Origin of the sequence: Bradyrhizobium sp. WBOS08, from assembly GCF_024585125.1 — a bacterium.
In the GTDB taxonomy this organism is placed as follows: domain Bacteria; phylum Pseudomonadota; class Alphaproteobacteria; order Rhizobiales; family Xanthobacteraceae; genus Bradyrhizobium; species Bradyrhizobium japonicum_B.
The window spans coordinates 4,624,468-4,640,808 of sequence record NZ_CP028988.1; the positions used below are offsets into that span (position 1 = coordinate 4,624,468).

The 16,341-nt window shown below is 65.4% G+C and carries 18 protein-coding genes; 13 read left to right on the forward strand and 5 right to left on the reverse strand.

The genetic code is table 11. The features are described 5' to 3' along the window. Nucleotides 1–169: 169 nt before the first annotated feature. From DCM80_RS21735 to DCM80_RS21790, 12 genes are all read left to right on the forward strand, one after another. Nucleotides 170–1,456 carry a DUF445 domain-containing protein gene (locus DCM80_RS21735; RefSeq protein WP_257193608.1) on the forward strand — a complete coding sequence of 429 codons (1,287 nt, stop codon included), beginning with the start codon at nt 170–172 and terminating at the stop codon, nt 1,454–1,456. A gap of 199 nt (nt 1,457–1,655) precedes the next feature. After that, entirely contained in the window at nt 1,656–2,426 is a 771-nt protein-coding gene (locus DCM80_RS21740) for a triacylglycerol lipase (RefSeq protein ID WP_257197998.1), read from the forward strand. Between the two features lie 200 nt (nt 2,427–2,626). Further along, nucleotides 2,627–3,493 (forward strand): phenylacetic acid degradation operon negative regulatory protein PaaX, encoded by an 867-nt coding sequence (gene paaX, locus DCM80_RS21745; protein ID WP_257193609.1) that lies wholly within the window; start codon nt 2,627–2,629, stop codon nt 3,491–3,493. Nucleotides 3,494–3,569: 76 nt separating this feature from the next. Beyond that, on the forward strand, nt 3,570–4,562 hold the full coding sequence (paaA, locus tag DCM80_RS21750) for a 1,2-phenylacetyl-CoA epoxidase subunit PaaA (RefSeq protein WP_257193610.1): 993 nt from the start codon (nt 3,570–3,572) through the stop codon (nt 4,560–4,562). A gap of 10 nt (nt 4,563–4,572) precedes the next feature. Next, nucleotides 4,573–4,860, forward strand: coding sequence for a 1,2-phenylacetyl-CoA epoxidase subunit PaaB (paaB, locus tag DCM80_RS21755; RefSeq protein WP_015687593.1), 288 nt, complete (start codon nt 4,573–4,575; stop codon nt 4,858–4,860). A gap of 136 nt (nt 4,861–4,996) precedes the next feature. Beyond that, the gene (gene paaC / locus DCM80_RS21760) at nt 4,997–5,773 is read left to right on the forward strand and encodes a 1,2-phenylacetyl-CoA epoxidase subunit PaaC (RefSeq protein ID WP_257193612.1); all 777 of its coding nucleotides are present in this window, start codon (nt 4,997–4,999) and stop codon (nt 5,771–5,773) included. Then, complete coding sequence (gene paaD / locus DCM80_RS21765) at nt 5,767–6,270, forward strand: 1,2-phenylacetyl-CoA epoxidase subunit PaaD (protein WP_257193613.1); 504 nt, start codon at nt 5,767–5,769, stop codon at nt 6,268–6,270. The genes paaC and paaD overlap by 7 nt, the downstream gene beginning before the upstream one ends. Before the next feature lie 2 nt (nt 6,271–6,272). Next, complete coding sequence (gene paaE / locus DCM80_RS21770) at nt 6,273–7,355, forward strand: 1,2-phenylacetyl-CoA epoxidase subunit PaaE (protein ID WP_257193614.1); 1,083 nt, start codon at nt 6,273–6,275, stop codon at nt 7,353–7,355. 101 nt (nt 7,356–7,456) lie between these two features. After that, nucleotides 7,457–7,906, forward strand: a complete 450-nt coding sequence (paaI, locus tag DCM80_RS21775; RefSeq protein WP_257193616.1) for a hydroxyphenylacetyl-CoA thioesterase PaaI — start codon at nt 7,457–7,459, stop codon at nt 7,904–7,906. A 47-nt stretch (nt 7,907–7,953) separates the two neighbouring features. Next, complete coding sequence (gene paaK / locus DCM80_RS21780; protein ID WP_257193618.1) at nt 7,954–9,285, forward strand: phenylacetate--CoA ligase PaaK; 1,332 nt, start codon at nt 7,954–7,956, stop codon at nt 9,283–9,285. A gap of 64 nt (nt 9,286–9,349) precedes the next feature. Further along, nucleotides 9,350–10,354, forward strand: a complete 1,005-nt coding sequence (locus DCM80_RS21785) for a zinc-binding alcohol dehydrogenase family protein (RefSeq protein ID WP_257193619.1) — start codon at nt 9,350–9,352, stop codon at nt 10,352–10,354. Between the two features lie 2 nt (nt 10,355–10,356). Further along, complete coding sequence (locus DCM80_RS21790) at nt 10,357–11,433, forward strand: YeeE/YedE family protein (protein ID WP_257193620.1); 1,077 nt, start codon at nt 10,357–10,359, stop codon at nt 11,431–11,433. 1 nt (nt 11,434) lies between these two features. Here DCM80_RS21790 and DCM80_RS21795 read toward each other — a convergent pair whose 3' ends face one another. The 4 genes from DCM80_RS21795 to DCM80_RS21810 are packed head-to-tail and all read right to left on the reverse strand — an operon-like array spanning nt 11,435 to nt 14,870. Next, nucleotides 11,435–12,658, reverse strand: a complete 1,224-nt coding sequence (locus DCM80_RS21795; protein WP_257193621.1) for a bifunctional alpha/beta hydrolase/OsmC family protein — start codon at nt 12,656–12,658, stop codon at nt 11,435–11,437. A 27-nt stretch (nt 12,659–12,685) separates the two neighbouring features. Further along, nucleotides 12,686–13,348, reverse strand: coding sequence for a sulfite oxidase-like oxidoreductase (locus DCM80_RS21800; protein WP_257193622.1), 663 nt, complete (start codon nt 13,346–13,348; stop codon nt 12,686–12,688). Between the two features lie 36 nt (nt 13,349–13,384). After that, nucleotides 13,385–14,605 (reverse strand): cytochrome P450, encoded by a 1,221-nt coding sequence (locus DCM80_RS21805; RefSeq protein WP_257193623.1) that lies wholly within the window; start codon nt 14,603–14,605, stop codon nt 13,385–13,387. Nucleotides 14,606–14,660: 55 nt separating this feature from the next. Further along, the gene (locus DCM80_RS21810) at nt 14,661–14,870 is read right to left on the reverse strand and encodes a ferredoxin (protein ID WP_028135239.1); all 210 of its coding nucleotides are present in this window, start codon (nt 14,868–14,870) and stop codon (nt 14,661–14,663) included. Between the two features lie 157 nt (nt 14,871–15,027). On the opposite strand from DCM80_RS21810, the gene DCM80_RS21815 reads away from it, so the two are divergent. Beyond that, the gene (locus DCM80_RS21815) at nt 15,028–15,675 is read left to right on the forward strand and encodes a TetR/AcrR family transcriptional regulator (RefSeq protein ID WP_257193624.1); all 648 of its coding nucleotides are present in this window, start codon (nt 15,028–15,030) and stop codon (nt 15,673–15,675) included. Here the strand turns inward: DCM80_RS21815 and DCM80_RS21820 are convergent. Beyond that, nucleotides 15,672–16,322, reverse strand: coding sequence for an aspartate/glutamate racemase family protein (locus tag DCM80_RS21820; RefSeq protein WP_257193625.1), 651 nt, complete (start codon nt 16,320–16,322; stop codon nt 15,672–15,674). The genes DCM80_RS21815 and DCM80_RS21820 overlap by 4 nt on opposite strands. Between the last annotated feature and the right edge of the window lie 19 nt (nt 16,323–16,341).

Here is a 16,341-nt window from a genome sequence, read left to right on the forward strand (position 1 = left end):
TTTGTTTCTTGCGCAGCAGCCGCCATCGTCTCCGCCGTCATTGCGAGGAGCTCGCGACAAAATTGCGTAGCAATTTTGCGCTGATGCGACGAAGCAATCCAGAGTCGTTCCGCGGAAAGATTCTGGATTGCTTCGCTTCGCTCGCAATGACGAGTATTGTGACGCAGTGATGACTCCACCCGCCACCTTCACCTTCGACACCCCCGGCGATGCCGAACGCGCGGCCGAGCTGCGCCGCGTCAAGGCGCTGGCGACGCTGGTGCTGGCCTCGACGCTTGCGCTCTTCATCGTGGCAAAATGGCTCCTGCCGGTGCACCCGTTGTTCGGCTTCATCGCCGCCTTCGCGGAAGCCGCGACCATCGGCGGCCTCGCCGACTGGTATGCCGTGGTGGCGCTGTTCAAGCGGCCGCTCGGCCTGCCGATTCCGCATACCGCGATCATCCAGAGCAACCAGGCCCGCATCGCCGACAAGCTCGGCGAGTTCATCCAGGTGCATTTCCTCGAGGCCGGTCCCGTCGAGGCCAAGCTGAAGGAGATCGATTTCGGCTCCTTCATTGCCGACTGGCTGCGCGACCGCAAGCGCAGCGATGATCTGGCTCGCTTCGCGCTACGCCTGATGCCCGAGGCCTTCTCGGCGACGGAGAACTCCGGCTTGATGACCTTCATCATCCGCCGCATGTCATCGCAGCTCCAGGCAATCGACCTCGCGCCGCTTGCCGCCGGCACGCTGCGCGGCTTCGTGGCGGAAGGACGCCACCAGATTCTGTTCGACGATCTCCTGCGGGTGATGCACGAGACGATGAACCAGAAGGAGACGATGGCGATGATCCGCGAGAAGGTGCGCGCGGAATTGCCGACCCTGCTCAGGCTCTACCGTGCCGACAAGTTCCTGGTGAACAAGATCGTTGCGTCCGCCACCGCGTTCTTCAACGAGGTGCGCAGCGATGCCAAGCATCCGTTCCGCGGCGAGTTCGATCGCATGGTGCTGAGCTTCGTCGACCGGCTCGGCACCGATCAGGCCTATATCGACCGCATCGCCGGATTGAAGCGTGACCTGCTGGCGCGGCCCGAGCTCGCCGATCTTGCGCGCACGGTTTGGGCCAACACGCGCTCGTTCATCGAGCGTAGCGCGAGCGGCGAAACGCAAGTGCTGCAGCATCATCTCGCCGGCATGTTCGTCGCGGCAGGCGAAGCGCTCGCCGGGGATGCCGAGCTGCGCGGCGAGATCAACAAGGGGCTGGTGACGGTGTTGCGCAGCTTCATTGCCGATCAGAAGAGCGGCGTGTCGATCTTCATCTCCGATCAGGTCAAGGCGTGGGATATGGCGCAGCTGATTTCGCTGATCGAAATCAACATCGGGCGCGACCTACAATACATCCGCTTCAACGGCTCGCTGATCGGCGGCCTTGCCGGCCTGGCGCTCTACTCCTTAGAATTCCTGCTCCGATGGCTGTGACTTTTGCGTCACGGCTTCCGGCATTAGCACACAGGCCTATTGTCGCCTGGGCTCGCCCCGGCTTCAATGCCGGGAACCGGCTGTGCAGCTGATTCATGCTGCAATGCGGAACGATCAAGAAGCCGGAGGGTTGGAATTCAGATCCTTTGCCGGCCTCGTCCCGGCGTCCTTTATCCAGTTCTTCCCAGGGGAAACATTGATGACTGCTACTGCCCAGACGCTGCGTCCGCCGTCCCGCACCCTGATGTTTCTGGAGGGACGCGCGATCCACGAGTTCGGCGCATTCCTCGGCGCACTTCCGCTGCTGAGCCTCGCGCCGCGCGGCGATGGGCACCCCGTGCTGGTCTTGCCGGGCCTCGTGGCTTCGGACGCGTCCACTCGTGCGCTGCGCTCGTTTCTGACCAGCAAGGGCTACGCGGTGAGCGGCTGGCGCCAGGGTCGCAATTACGGCCTGCGCGACGGCGTACAGAACGCGATGGTCGATCTGGTCGAAGAGCTCAGCGAAACGCACGGCCGCAAGATCAGCCTGGTTGGCTGGAGCCTCGGCGGTCTTTATGCCCGGCAGCTCGCCAAGATGATGCCCGACCGCGTGCGCCAGGTGATTACGCTTGGCAGTCCCTTCGCCGGAAATCCCCGCTCCACCAACGCTTGGCGCGTCTATGAATGGGCCAGCGGACGGAAGGCCGATGAGGTCGATCCGCGGTTTGGCGGCGAACTCGCCGTTCCGCCACCGGTGCCGACCACCGCCATCTTCAGCCGCACCGACGGCGTCTGCGCCTGGCAGGGCTGCATGGAAAAGACGGGCACGCAGACTGAGAGCATCGAGGTCGAGAGCAGTCATTGCGGCATGGGCCATCATCCCGCCGTGGTCTATGCGGTGGCCGATCGCCTCGCGCAGAAGGAAGGCCAGTGGCGCCCGTTTGACCGCAGCGGCTGGCGCAGCCTGGCGTATCCCGATCCGCATCGGTGATTCCTTCTTCGCCTCTCCCCGCCTGCGGGGAGAGGCCGACACGCGCCGAGCGATGCGAAGCATCGTCCGGGCGTGGCGGGTGGGAGACTCTACGCGAGTCCGTCGGCAATGAGTTTGCCGATACAGCCCCTCGCCCCGAGACCAAGAGCGTCGCTCGCGTCCATTGTCGCGCCGGCGCCAAACGCGCTATGCCATGCCCCATGGCGCATCCGCTCTCCCGCATCATCGACCAGCTCAAGCGCGAACCGTCGCGCACCGGCTCCATCGTCATCACCGTGTTCGGCGATGCCATCGTGCCGCGCGGCGGCGTGGTGTGGCTCGGCACGCTGCTCGAATTTTTCGAGGGTCTGGACATCGATAGCGGCGTCGTCCGCACCGCGATGTCGCGCCTTGCCGCCGATGGCTGGCTCACCCGGGAGAAGGTCGGTCGCAACAGTTTCTATCGGCTTGCCGACAAGGGACGCCAGACGTTCGAAGCCGCCACGCGCCACATCTACGACCCGCCGCCGTCGGACTGGACCGGGCGCTTCGAGTTGCTGCTGATCGGCAACGGCGAGGATCGTGACGTCTCGCGCGAGGCGTTGCGCAACGCCGGCTTCGGCAGTCCGTTGCCGGGGGTCTGGGTTGCGCCGTCGGGCTTGCCCGTGCCGGAAGAAGCTGCGGGCGCCATCCGGCTCGAAGTCGCGGCGGAGGATGACAGCGGGCGCCGCCTCCTCAGCGCGAGCTGGCCGCTGCAGCGCACCGCGGACGCCTATCTGAAATTCATGAAGACGTTCGAGCCGCTGCGCGCCGCGATCGCGCGCGGTACGGAGCTGTCCGAGGCCGAGGCCTTCACCGCGCGCATCCTGCTGATCCATTATTATCGCCGTGTCGTGCTGCGCGATCCGCTGTTGCCCGAAAGCCTGTTGCCGGCGGACTGGCCGGGCAGGGCGGCGCGAGAGCTTTGCGGCGAAATCTATCGCGCGCTGCTTGCGCCGTCCGAGCAATGGCTCGATGGTCATGGAACCAATGAAAAAGGGTCCTTGCCGCCGGCGCGAAAACTCCTGGAACGGAGGTTCGAGGCCTGAGCTTTATGTTACAGAAATATCTTGCATGAACTAATTCTTGTTATATATTACCTCTCAATCAATCGGGAGGATGCGCATGTATACCCAGGCGCTGAACACGGCCGAGACCGACGACCGCGGTCTTGAGGACGCGGCCAAGGCTGCGCAGTTCCAGGCCCGCATCGACGCCGAGGAGCGCATCGAGCCCAACGACTGGATGCCGACGGCCTACCGCAAGACGCTCACCCGCCAGATCTCCCAGCACGCCCATTCCGAAGTCGTCGGCATGCTGCCGGAAGGCAACTGGATCACGCGCGCGCCGACGCTGCGCCGCAAGGCCGCGCTGCTCGCCAAGGTGCAGGACGAGTGCGGCCACGGCCTCTATCTTTACGCCGCTGCCGAGACGCTTGGCGCCTCGCGCGAAGAGCTGGTCGACGCGATGCTCGCCGGCAAAGCCAAGTACTCCTCGATCTTCAATTATCCGACGCTGACCTGGGCCGATATCGGCACCATCGGCTGGCTGGTCGACGGCGCCGCGATCATGAACCAGATCCCGCTGTGCCGCTGCTCCTATGGCCCCTATGCGCGCGCGATGATCAGGGTCTGCAAGGAGGAGTCCTTCCACCAGCGCCAGGGCTACGAGATCATGCTGACGCTGTGCCGGGGCTCGGACGAGCAAAAGGCGATGGCGCAGGACGCGCTGAACAGGTGGTGGTGGCCGGTGCTGATGATGTTCGGCCCGCCCGATGCGGCGAGCCAGCACAGCGACACCTCGACGAAGTGGAAGATCAAACGCTTCTCCAACGACGAGCTGCGCCAGAAATTCGTCGATGCCACCGTGCCGCAGGCGCAATATCTCGGCCTCACCATTCCCGATCCCGACATGATTCAGGATGCTGACGGGCACTGGCGCTACAGCGAGATCGACTGGACTGAATTCAAGCAGGTGCTCGCCGGCAACGGCCCCTGCAATCGCGACCGCATGGCCGCGCGCCGCAAGGCCCATGCGGAGGGCGCCTGGGTGCGAGAGGCGGCCGCAGCCTATGCGGCGAAGCGCGCGCAACGCCAGACCGCGCAAGCCGCGGAATAGGGAGACCAATATGGCCACGCCGAACACGCCGCTGTGGGAAGTCTTCATTCGCAGCCGCAACGGGCTCGCGCACAAGCATGTGGGATCGTTGCATGCGAGCGATGCCACCATGGCCCTGCAAGCCGCCCGCGACATCTACACCCGCCGCGGCGAAGGCCTGTCGATCTGGGTCGTGCCTTCGAGCGCGATCACCGCGAGCGATCCCGCCGAGAAGGGCATGATGTTCGAGCCGGCGGAATCGAAGATCTATCGCCACCCCACATTCTACGAGGTGCCCGAGGAAGTGGGGCATATGTAGCGCTCTCTCCCTCATGGTGAGGAGTGCGAAGCGCGTCTCGAACCATGAAGGCCCGTGAACTGCGGCCATCCTTCGAGACGGCGCTGCGCGCCTCCTCAGGATGAGGTCGGAACAAGTGGCAAGATGGATAGGACAGATGCCCGTTGCCAATATCGAGGTCTCCGAAACGCCGCTGGTGCTCTACACGCTGCGCCGCGCCGACGATGCACTGATCCTCGGCCACCGGCTGTCGGAATGGTGCGGACATGCGCCGATGCTGGAAGAGGACATGGCGCTCTCCAACATCGCGCTCGACCTGATCGGCCAGGCGCGCGAGCTCTACAGCTACGCTGCCAAGGCCGAAGGCAAGGACAACGATGAGGACAAGCTCGCCTATTTGCGTGACGTCAGGCAGTACCGCAACCTGCTGCTGGTCGAGCAGCCGAACGGCGATTTCGCCCAGACTTTGGTGCGGCAGCTCTTCTATTCCGCGTTCGCCGACCTCACCTGGCGCGCGATGATGACCTCGCGCGATACGACGCTGGCGGCGATTGCCGCCAAGTCGGAGAAGGAGAGCGCCTACCACCTGCGCCACGCTTCGGAATGGCTCATCCGGCTCGGCGACGGCACCGATGAGAGCCACACCCGCGCGCAAGCCGCGATCGATCACCTCTGGGCTTTCACCGGCGAGATGTTTGAGGTGGACGAAGGCGAGCGCGCCCTGATCCAGGCCGGTATCGCCATTGATCCCGGGCTGTTGCGCGGTCGCTGGCTGCAGACGATCTCCGATGTCGTCAGCGAAGCCACGCTTGCCTTGCCGCAGAATGACTGGATGCAGCAGGGCGGCCGTACCGGCCGGCACAGCGAGCATCTCGGCCATCTCCTGTCCGAGCTGCAATCGATGCAGCGCACCTTTCCGGGGCTGACATGGTGAGCGTGCTGGAGCGCGATAGCGAGCTGCGCCGGCGCGCCTGGGACGCGGCGGCGAGCGTGGTCGACCCGGAGATTCCGGTCTTGACCATCGCCGATCTCGGCGTGCTCCGTGAGGTCTTTGTCGACGGCGACCAGGTCGAGGTCGAAATCACTCCGACTTACTCGGGGTGTCCGGCGATGAACATGATCGCGCTGGAGATCGAGCTGGCGCTGGAGCGCGCCGGTTTCCGTCATCCGAAGGTGCGCACCGTGCTGTCGCCGGCGTGGACCACCGATTGGATGAGCGAGGACGGGCGCCAAAAGCTGCGTGCCTACGGCATCGCGCCGCCGCAAGCGTCGAACTCGCGCCGCGCGCTGTTCGGCGCGCAGTCCGTGGCCTGCCCGCAATGCGGCTCTGGGGACACCGAGCTGCTCTCCGAATTCGGCTCGACCTCCTGCAAGGCGCTGTGGCGCTGCAAGTCCTGCCGCGAACCTTTCGATTATTTCAAGTGTCATTGATCATGTCCGCCGCAGCACCCCGCTTCCATCGCCTGGCCGTCAGCGACCTCCGCCGCGAGGCGGCCGACGCCGTGTCGATGACCTTTGCCATTCCCGGCGAGCTCGCGCGCGATTACGCCTTCACGCCCGGCCAATATCTCACGCTCCGCACCACGCTGGACGGAGAGGAGGTGCGCCGCTCCTATTCGATCTGTTCCGGCCCTGACGACGGCGAGATACGCATCGCCGTGAAGAAAGTCGATGGCGGCGCATTCTCGAGCTGGGCAGCCGAGGATCTCAAATGCGGCGACGAGCTCGACGTGATGACGCCGACCGGCCGCTTCGGCGTGGTTCCCCCGGCAGACCGGGCGCGCATTCATGTCGGCTTCGCCGCAGGCTCCGGCATCACCCCGATCCTGTCGATCGTGAAGGGCGTGCTCGCGCGCGAGCCGGACAGCCGCTTCTTCCTGTTCTACGGCAACCGCAGCACCGACAACATCATGTTCCTCGAAGCATTGGAGGAACTGAAGGACCGTTTCATCGATCGCCTCTCGCTGTTCCACGTCATCTCCGGCGAGGAGCAGGACATCCCGATCCTGCATGGCCGGCTCGACGGCGACAAGGTGAGGGTGTTGCTGCGCTCGCTGGTGCCGGCGGGAAGCGTCGATCATGTCTATATTTGCGGGCCGCTTGGCATGAGCGAGGACATCGAGGCCACCTGCCGGACGCTCGGCATCGCGCAGGATTGCATCCACGTCGAGCGGTTCGTCTCCGAATTCGGCGGCAAGCCGCGGCCGAAGAAGGCGGTTGCCCCCGATGCGCCGCCGAAGGCGATCGCCTCGCTGATCATCGACGGCAAGCGCCGCGAGGTGCCGGTGGCCGAGGACGAGGCGATCCTCGATGCCGCGCTGCGCGCCGGCGTCGATCTGCCCTTTGCCTGCAAGGGCGGCATGTGCTCGACCTGCCGGGCCAAGCTGGTCGAGGGCGAAGCACCGATGGACATCAACTATTCACTGGAGCCGTGGGAGCTCAAGGCGGGCTTTGTCCTGACCTGTCAGGCCAAGCCGTCGTCGGAGCGCGTCGTGGTCGATTATGACCATGTCTGACAGGGCGCATCAGTGCCCGGCGATGCAAATGCGTCGCATTATTTGACAGGCTTGGCCAACCAGCAGAACATCATGTGCAAGCATTTGACCGGGAGAGGCGCGTGAACCTCAAAGCCGCTTTGTCGCCTGAGAATGTTGCCCGCGCCTGCGCCGAGGCGATGTGGGCGGAGGACGACGCCTCCAAGGGACTGGGCATGGAGATCGTCGAGATCGGTCCGGGCTTCGCGACGCTGGCGATGACGGTGCGGCCGGACATGGTCAACGGCCAGCGCATCGCCCATGGCGGCTTCATCTTCACGCTGGCCGATTCCGCCTTCGCCTTTGCCTGCAACTCGCACAACGACCGCGTCGTCGCGGCGCAGGGCCAGATCACCTTCATCAAGCCGGGCAAGCTTGGCGATCGCCTCGTCGCGAAGGCGCGTGAGGTCACGCGCGGCGGGCGCTCCGGCATCTATGACGTGCGAGTCACCGTCGGTGACGTCGTGATCGCGGAGTTTCGCGGACATTCGCGGGTCATTCCCGGAACCTGGTTGCCGACCCAGGAGCCCTGAAACAAATAAGACAACAAAAAGAACACCGATGATGTGGGGAAACGAAGATGAACATGACGAGGCTCAAGCAAGGCGGCAGCGCCTACAGCCCCGAGATGGACGCGCATGAGCGCGCCTCGCGCGACGAGATCATGGCGCTGCAAAAGCAGCGGCTGGCCTGGTCGCTGAAGCACGCCTACGACAACATCACGCATTATCGCAAGGCGTTCGACGCGGCCGGCGTGCATCCGTCCGATTTTCGCGAGCTCTCCGATCTTGCGAAATTTCCGTTCACGGTTAAGACGGATTTGCGGGACAATTATCCGTTCGACATGTTCGCCGTGCCGCGCGAGAAGCTGGTGCGCGTGCATGCCTCCTCCGGCACGACGGGCAAGCCGATCGTGGTTGGTTATACGCAAGCCGATATCCAGACCTGGTCGGAGGTGATGGCGCGCTCAATCCGCGCCGCCGGCGGCCGCACCGGCATGATCATCCACAACGCCTACGGCTATGGTCTCTTCACCGGAGGGTTAGGGGTGCACTACGGCGCCGAGAAGCTCGGTTGCACCGTGGTGCCGATCTCCGGCGGCATGACCGAGCGGCAGGTGCAGCTCATCAACGATTTCCGGCCCGACATCATCACGGTGACGCCGAGCTACATGCTGGCGATCCTCGACGAGTTCAAGCGCCAGAAGCTCGATCCGCGCCAGTGCTCGCTCAAGGTCGGCATCTTCGGCGCCGAGCCCTGGACCAACGCCATGCGCGGCGAGATCGAGGACGCCTTCGACATGGACGCGACCGACATCTACGGCCTGTCCGAGGTAATCGGCCCCGGCGTCGCGCAGGAATGCATCGAGACCAAGGACGGCCTGCACATCTGGGAGGACCATTTCTACCCCGAAGTGATCGACCCCGACACCGGCGCGGTGCTGCCGGATGGCGAGAAGGGCGAGTTGGTCTTCACCTCGCTCACCAAAGAAGCGTTCCCGGTGATCCGTTATCGCACCCGCGACCTGACACGGCTGCTGCCGGGCACGGCACGGCCGGGCATGCGCCGCATGGAGAAGGTGACCGGGCGCTCCGACGACATGATTATCCTGCGCGGCGTCAATTTGTTCCCGACCCAGATCGAGGAGGTCCTGCTCGCGACCGATTGGTGCGGCGGCCACTTCATTCTCGAACTGACCCGCGAAGGCCGTATGGACGAGCTCACCATCATCGCCGAAGCGCGACCCGAGAGCTGGGATGGCCGGGGCCTCGTCGACCACGCCGACCGGATCTCGACCCACATCAAGAACACGATCGGGATCAGCTCGCAGGTGAGGGTGGTTGCGCCCGACACGCTGGAACGCTCGCTCGGCAAGGCCAAGCGGCTCTACGACAAGCGGCCCAAGGACTGACCGGACGGATTGACTCGACCGGCTTCAGAGGCGACAAGGCCCGCGACAAATCGCGGGTCCTTTCATGTCGTCACTGGATGCCAAATCCGTCGAAGCGCGCTGCGTGCGCCTCAAGGCCAAGGCCGAAAATGCCGCCGCGCTTGCGCCGACGGTCGAGCGTCACGCGCTGAAGCGTGGCCCGAACGATCTCCTGATCGAGGTGAAGGCTGCCGCCGTTAACCCATCGGATGTGAAGGCCGCGACCGGGCTGATGCCCTATGCCGTGTTCCCGCGCACGCCGGGCCGCGATTATGCCGGCATCGTTCTCGTCGGGCCGGCCGGCACGGTCGGCCGCGAGGTGTTCGGCTCCTCCGGCGATCTTGGCATCCGCCGCGACGGCACCCATGCCAGCCATCTCGTGGTCGAGGCCGATGCCGTGGTGGAGAAGCCGGAGACGGTGTCGTGGGAGGAGGCTGCCGGCATCGGCGTGCCCTTCGTCACCGCGATGGAAGGCTTTCGCCGCGCGGGCTTGCCGAAGAAGGGCGACACCGTGCTGGTGTTCGGCGTCAACGGCAAGGTCGGCCAGGCCGCGGTGCAGATCGCGACCTGGCAGGGCGCAAGCGTCATCGGCGTGGTCCGCAAGGCGGAGGCCTATGAAGGCCACAGCAACGCGTCGATCGAGGTGATCGATGCTTCCGCGACCGACGTCGCCGCGCGCGTGCGTGAAGTGACCGGCGGCAAGGGCGCCGACATCGTCTTCAACACGGTGGGCGATCCCTATTTCGAGGCAGCACACAAGTCGCTCGCCTTGCGCGGTCGCCAGATCCTGATCGCCGCGATCGACCGCATCGTGCAGTTCAACATCCTCGAATTCTACCGGGGACAGCACACCTATGTCGGCATCGATACGCTCGGCCTGTCCTCGACGGCGACCGGCGCAGTGCTGCGCGACCTCGGCCCGGGCTTTGCGAGCGGCCACCTCAAGCCGTTCCCGATCAAGGCGAATGCCGTCTATCCGCTCGAGCGCGCCAAAGAGGCCTATGTCGCCGTCGCCGGCTCTTCGCGCGACCGGGTGATCCTGAAGCCGTAATCATGGAATCGCCCGAACTCGTCATCCTCGCCGGCCTCGGCATCGGTCTCGTCTACGGCGCCGTGGGTCTACTCAGCGGCTTCTGCCTGATGAGCAGCATGCGCGGCTGGCTGGCCGAGGGAGACGGGCGGCTGGTGCGGACCTATGCACTGGCGATCGCGGTGGCAATCGCCGCGAGCCAATTCCTCGCCGGCAACGGCATCGTCGATCTCGGCAAGACCATCTACCTGCAACCATCCTTCTCGGCGCCGGTGCTGTTCCTCGGCGGCCTGCTGTTCGGTTACGGCATGGTGCTGTCGAACGGCTGCGGCTCGCGCGCGCTGGTGCTGCTCGGCCGCGGCAATCTCCGCTCCTTCCTCGTCGTGATCGTGCTCGCCGTGGCTGCCCAGATGACGCTCAAGGGCCTGATCGCGCCGGCGCGCATCGCGCTGGTTCAAGCCTCGCAGACGACCGTCAGTGCGAACTCGCTGCCGTCCTTGCTGGCGACGCTCGGTCTGACGGAATCGCTCTCACGCGTGGTTGCCACCGCGGTGATGGTCGTCGCGCTGATCCTGTTCGCTTTCGCGCACTCCGGGTTCCGCCGCTCGCCCGGCCAGATCGCAGCGGGGACCATCGTCGGCCTCCTCGTCGCCGGCGGCTGGGTCGTCACCGGCCATCTCGGCGCCGACGACTTCAATCCGATCCCGGTGACCTCCCTGACATTCATCGCGCCGATCGCCGACAGCCTGCAATACGCCATGCTCTCGACCGGCCTGACGCCGAACTTCGGCATCGCCACGGTCGTGGGCGTCCTCGCCGGCAGCCTGGCGACGGCGCTCGCAACCCGCCGTTTCAAGCTCGAAGGCTATTCCTCGCCGCGCCATATGCTGCGCTCGGGCAGCGGCGCGGCGCTGATGGGGATCGGCGGCGTGATGGCGTTCGGCTGTTCGATCGGGCAGGGGCTGACCGGCATGTCGACGCTCGCGCTGGGCTCGTTGATCGCGCTCGCCGGAATCGTGCTCGGCACGACGGCAGGCCTGCGCGGCGCGCTACGGGTTCAGCCGGTAAAGGCCGCCGAAGCGGGCTCGACGATCGCCTGAGTTAATCCACCGCCTTCGTCACGATGCGGATCTCCGACGTCAGCGTCCGGTGCACCGGACACTTGTCCGCGATCTCCATCAGCTTCTTGCGCTGCTCGGCATCAAGCGCGCCGTCGATCGTGATGTCGCGTTCGATCTGGTCGAGCATGCCCTCGCGCGTCTCGCACTCCGCACAGTCCTTGGCGTAGATCTTGGAGTGCTTCAGCGTGACCGTGACGCGATCGAGCGGCAGCGACTTGCGGTCGGCATAGAGGCGCATGGTCATGGAGGTGCAGGCCCCAAGACCGGCAAGCAGGAAGTCGTAGGGCCCGGGGCCCGCGTCCTCGCCGCCGGCCGCGACCGGCTCGTCCGCCATCAGATGATGCGGGCCGACAATGATGCTCTGGTTGAACTTGCTCTTGCGGGTCTCCTGGACCACGACCTGCCGCGGTGCCTCGGGCAGATCCATCGCCTTCGCGGGCTTCGCGGTGTCGATGTAGCGGCCCGCCCAGGCCGCGATCACGTCGGCCGTGTAGAGCGCGTCGGCAGGCTTGCTCAGGAGATGATCGGCGTGATCGAGCGAGACGAAGCTCTTCGGGTGCTTGGCAGCAACGAAGATCTTGGTGGCGTTGTCGATACCGACGGTGTCGTCGACAGGAGAGTGCATCACCAGCAGCGCCTTGTGCAGGCCGGTGATATCCCTCATCAGCTCGTGCTCCGCGATGTCCTCGAGGAATTCGCGCTTGATCCGGAACGGACGTCCAGCGAGCGAGACCTGGACCTCGCCCTGTGCGCGGATGTCGTCGAGATGCGCCTTGAAGAGGCCGGTTACGTGCGCCGGGTCGGATGGGGCCGCGATGGTCGCGACGGCCTTGGCTTCCGGAATCTGTCCGGCGGCCGCCAGGATCGCGGCGCCGCCGAGGCTGTGGCCGATCAGGATCGAGGGCGCCTTGCGGACGCCGCGCAGATGGTCGGCGGCGCGCACGAGATCGGCGACGTTGGAGGAGAACGTCGAATTGGCGAAGTCGCCCTCGCTCGAGCCGAGCCCGGTGAAGTCGAAGCGCAGCACCGCGATGCCCTTGGCGGCGAGCGCGACCGCGATGCGCTTGGCCGCCAGCGTATCCTTGCCACAGGTGAAGCAGTGCGCGAACAGCGCGTAGGCCGCGGGCTCGCCGTCCGGCAATTCCAGCGCGGCCGCCAGCTGATGGCCGCCTTCGCCCGTGAATTGAAAGCGTTCGGTCGGCATGGCTTTCCCTCGTTCCAAATCTGAACTCTAATCGTCCGAATAGCGCTGCTCGGCCCAGGGATCGCCCCGGTTGTGATAGCCGCGGACCTCCCAGAAGCCCGGCGCGTCGTCGGTCCGGAATTCGATGGCCTGGAGCCATTTCGCGCTCTTCCAGAAATACAGATGCGGCACGACCAGCCGCACCGGGCCGCCATGCTCCTCCGTCAGCGGCTGGCCGGACCAGCTATGGGCGAGCAGGGCATCCTCGGCGGCAAAGTCTTCCAGCGCGAGGTTGGTGGTGTAGCCGTCGTAGGAATGCAGCGCAACGAAGCGCGCATCCTCGCGCGGCTGGCAGGCCGCCAACAATTCACGCGTGGCGAGCCCTTCCCACTCATTGTCGTAGCGCGACCAGGTCGTGACGCAATGGATGTCGGAGGTGAACCGGGCCTGTTTCTGCGCCGCGAACTCCGCAAAAGTCCAGAACACCGGGGTCTTGATTGCACCGTAGACGTCGAGCCGCCAGCGCTCGCGCGAAATCGGCGGGGTGACGCCGAGATCGAGCACCGGCCAATCCTTGGTGAGATGCTGGCCCGGCGGCAGGCGCTGGTCTTCCGGCCGCGCGATCTTGCCGGTGAGGAAGCGGCCCTCACGCGCCCACGCTTCCTTGGTGCGCGTCAATTTGCTGTCGGGCGGCTCGTTGTCGTCAGCCATGGCCGTCCGGCCTCTCCGTTCCCGTGTTGGAAAGGCTTACATCGCCTTTCCGAGCAGAAATGGCAACTGGCGGGGGCCTCGCACCGTGCCTTGCGACCACGTCACCGTGCCTGCCGGATCGAGCCGGAAGTCCGGAATGCGCTTCAGCCATTCCTCCAGCGCGACCTGCATCTCCATACGCGCCAGGTTGGAACCGACGCAGCGGTGGATGCCGAGGCCGAAGGCGGCGTGGCGGTTCTCGCGGCGGTCGATCACGACCGTGTCGGCATCCGGAAACACGTTGGGATCACGATTGGCGGCCGGGAAGGACAACAACACCATGTTGCCCGCCTTGACCGGACAGCCCGAGATCGTCGTGTCCTTGACCACCTCGCGGGCCATCGTCACCGGCGAATAGGCGCGCAGCAGCTCCTCCACCGCGATCGGCATCAGGCCGGGCTCGGCGATCAGCCGCTCGCGATCGGCCGGCGTCTTCGCCAGATGCCAGAGCGAGGAGCCGATCGCGCTCCAGGTGGTGTCGATGCCGGCGATCAGGAGCAGGCGCAGCGAGCCAAGGACGTGGGAATCTTCGAGCGGATTGCCCTCCTTGTCCCTGGCGTTCATCAGGTAGGAGATGAGATCGTCGGTCGGGGCGGTCTTGCGCTTCTCGATGTGCGCGGTGAAATAGGCGCTCATCTCCTGCACGGCCTGCAGCAGCTTGCTCTCGTCCTTGATGCCGAGCTCGAGGATCATGTGGATCCATTTGATGAAGAGATCGCTGTCGCTTTCGGGAATGCCCAGCATGTGCGCAATCGCCCGAACCGGAATGTACTTGCTGTAGCGCGCGGCGGCATCGACCTTGCCGTCGGCGATGAACCCGTCGATCAGCTCATTGCAGATCGCGCGCATCCGCGGTTCCAGCTTCTTCATCGCATCCGGCGTGAACGGCGGCAGCAGGAGCTGCTTGGCCGGCTTGTGCACGGGCGGGTCGGAGGTGATCGGCGGAGCTGCGTTCCTGGCGACTTCGGGCCGGACATCGCGCACGATGATGCGGCGCGAGGAGAAATGCTCGGTGTCGTTGGCGATCTCGCGCACGGCCTCATAGGTCGTCGGCATGTAGCAGCCGAGGAAGCGGTTCGTGTGCACGACCGGGCTTGCGGCGCGCATCTCCTCCCAGATCGGGAACGGGTCTTCCGTCCACTGCGGATCGGTGTGGTCGAAATCGTTGACCCAGTCGGTGACGGGCGGATGGGCGACAGGTTGGCTGACGTCGGACATGACAGGGAATCCTCGGGCTGGCGGTCGAATCGCGCGGGCACACAGGGCGCTCGTGCTACTCCTCGATCACGTCGATTGCGATTTCCGGGCAATTGGCTTTGGCAAGCCAGGCCTTGTCTTCGAGCCCGGGCGGGACCGTGCCATCGCCGGCTTCGTGCGCGTTGCCAAATTCGTCGAGCTCGAAGAGTTCCGGCGCGAGTGCCTTGCAGCGCGCGTGGCCCTGGCATTTGTCGGGATCGACGTGAACCCTCAGTCGCTCTGTCATGGCGGCATCCTTGGTCGTATCCGCGCGTGGCCCGCAGGGCGGCGCGTTCCTCATGTCAATTTTATCCGCGGCATTTGCCGCGGGCTTTAAGTTATATGCTATTACATTCGCGCCAGGCTTTCCCTGTCAAGCGCAAACTTGTAGGCTTGGCCACAACATGCGCTCCCAACTCGCCCGCAAGCCCGAAAACACTTACCATCATGGCGATCTTCGCGATGCTTTGATCAAGGCCGCGCTACGCGAGGCGGAGCAGGGCGGCGCCGAGGCGATCAGCATCAAGGCGCTGGCCAAGCAGCTCGGTGTGTCTCAGCCGGCGCCGTATCGACACTTTGCCGATCGCGAGGCGCTGCTTGCGGCGGTGACGGCGGAGGCGTTCCGGCAGCTCTGCGCGATCCTGCGCGAGGCGATGGCCAAGCCGTCGAAGCAATCGAAATTGTCACGGCTGGCACAGGCGACCCTGGATTTCGGCCTGCGCCGCAACGGCATCTACCGCCTGATGTTCGCCTCGCGCACCGTCTCATGCGCGGCCAAGGGCAGCGAGCTGCACGAGGTCACGCGCGAGACGTTCGCGCTTGTGATCGAGGCGCTGGAAGCGCCTGCCGTCGGCTATTTGCGCGAGCGGCAAGCGCTCAAGATCTGGGCGGCGCTGCACGGCGTCGTGATGCTGGCCGAGCAGGGCCTGTTCACCGGCGAGGCGGCCCATGCCACGCGCGAGGAGCTGGTCGAGGATTTCGTCAACGAGACCAAGGATGCGCTCGCGCTCGCGATCAGGGCCGCGCGGCGTCGAAAAGCGACGGGTGCCTAAGCCTTCGCTCCCAACAGCGTCATCAGTTTGTCGACGGCGCTGTCAGGCGTGGTCACGACGGGACGGCCGGTGGCGTCAGCGACCAGCGGTGCCGTCGCCGCGATGCTGAACTGCGCCAGCGCGATGACGTCGCAATCGCGCAGGTCCTGTGACGCTTCGACGATCAGCCGGTCGTGCGTGGCGCGGTCGCCGCGGTCGAGCGCCGCCAGCGCGCCGTCGGCAAGTTTCGGAACGACCTGGACCGAGGCCGGAAACTCCGGCGGCATCGAGGCCAGCGTCGGCGGAAAGGTGGAGAGCAGGCCGATGCGCCTGCCCATCGTCACCGCGCGCTCGATCATCGCTTCGTTCGGCTTCAGCACCGGCATCGGCGCCTGCGCGCGCGCGACCGCTTCGATGCAGGGGCCGAAGGCCGAGCAGGTGAACAGGATTCCATCCGCGCCCGTCGCCGCCGCATAATCGCCGAGTGCCAGGAAGCGCTCGGTCATGGCGTCGTTGAGCCTGCCGTCACGGGCCAGATCCGCCGCCAGGCTGTCGTCGAGCAGGTTCATCAGCCGCGCCGCCGGCCACGCTTTCGCAAACGCGGCCTCGATCGGGGCGATGGAGTGCTTGAGGGCGTGGATCAGGGTGATGCGAGTGGGCGTCGTCATGGAGCGTGACTATCTGGGT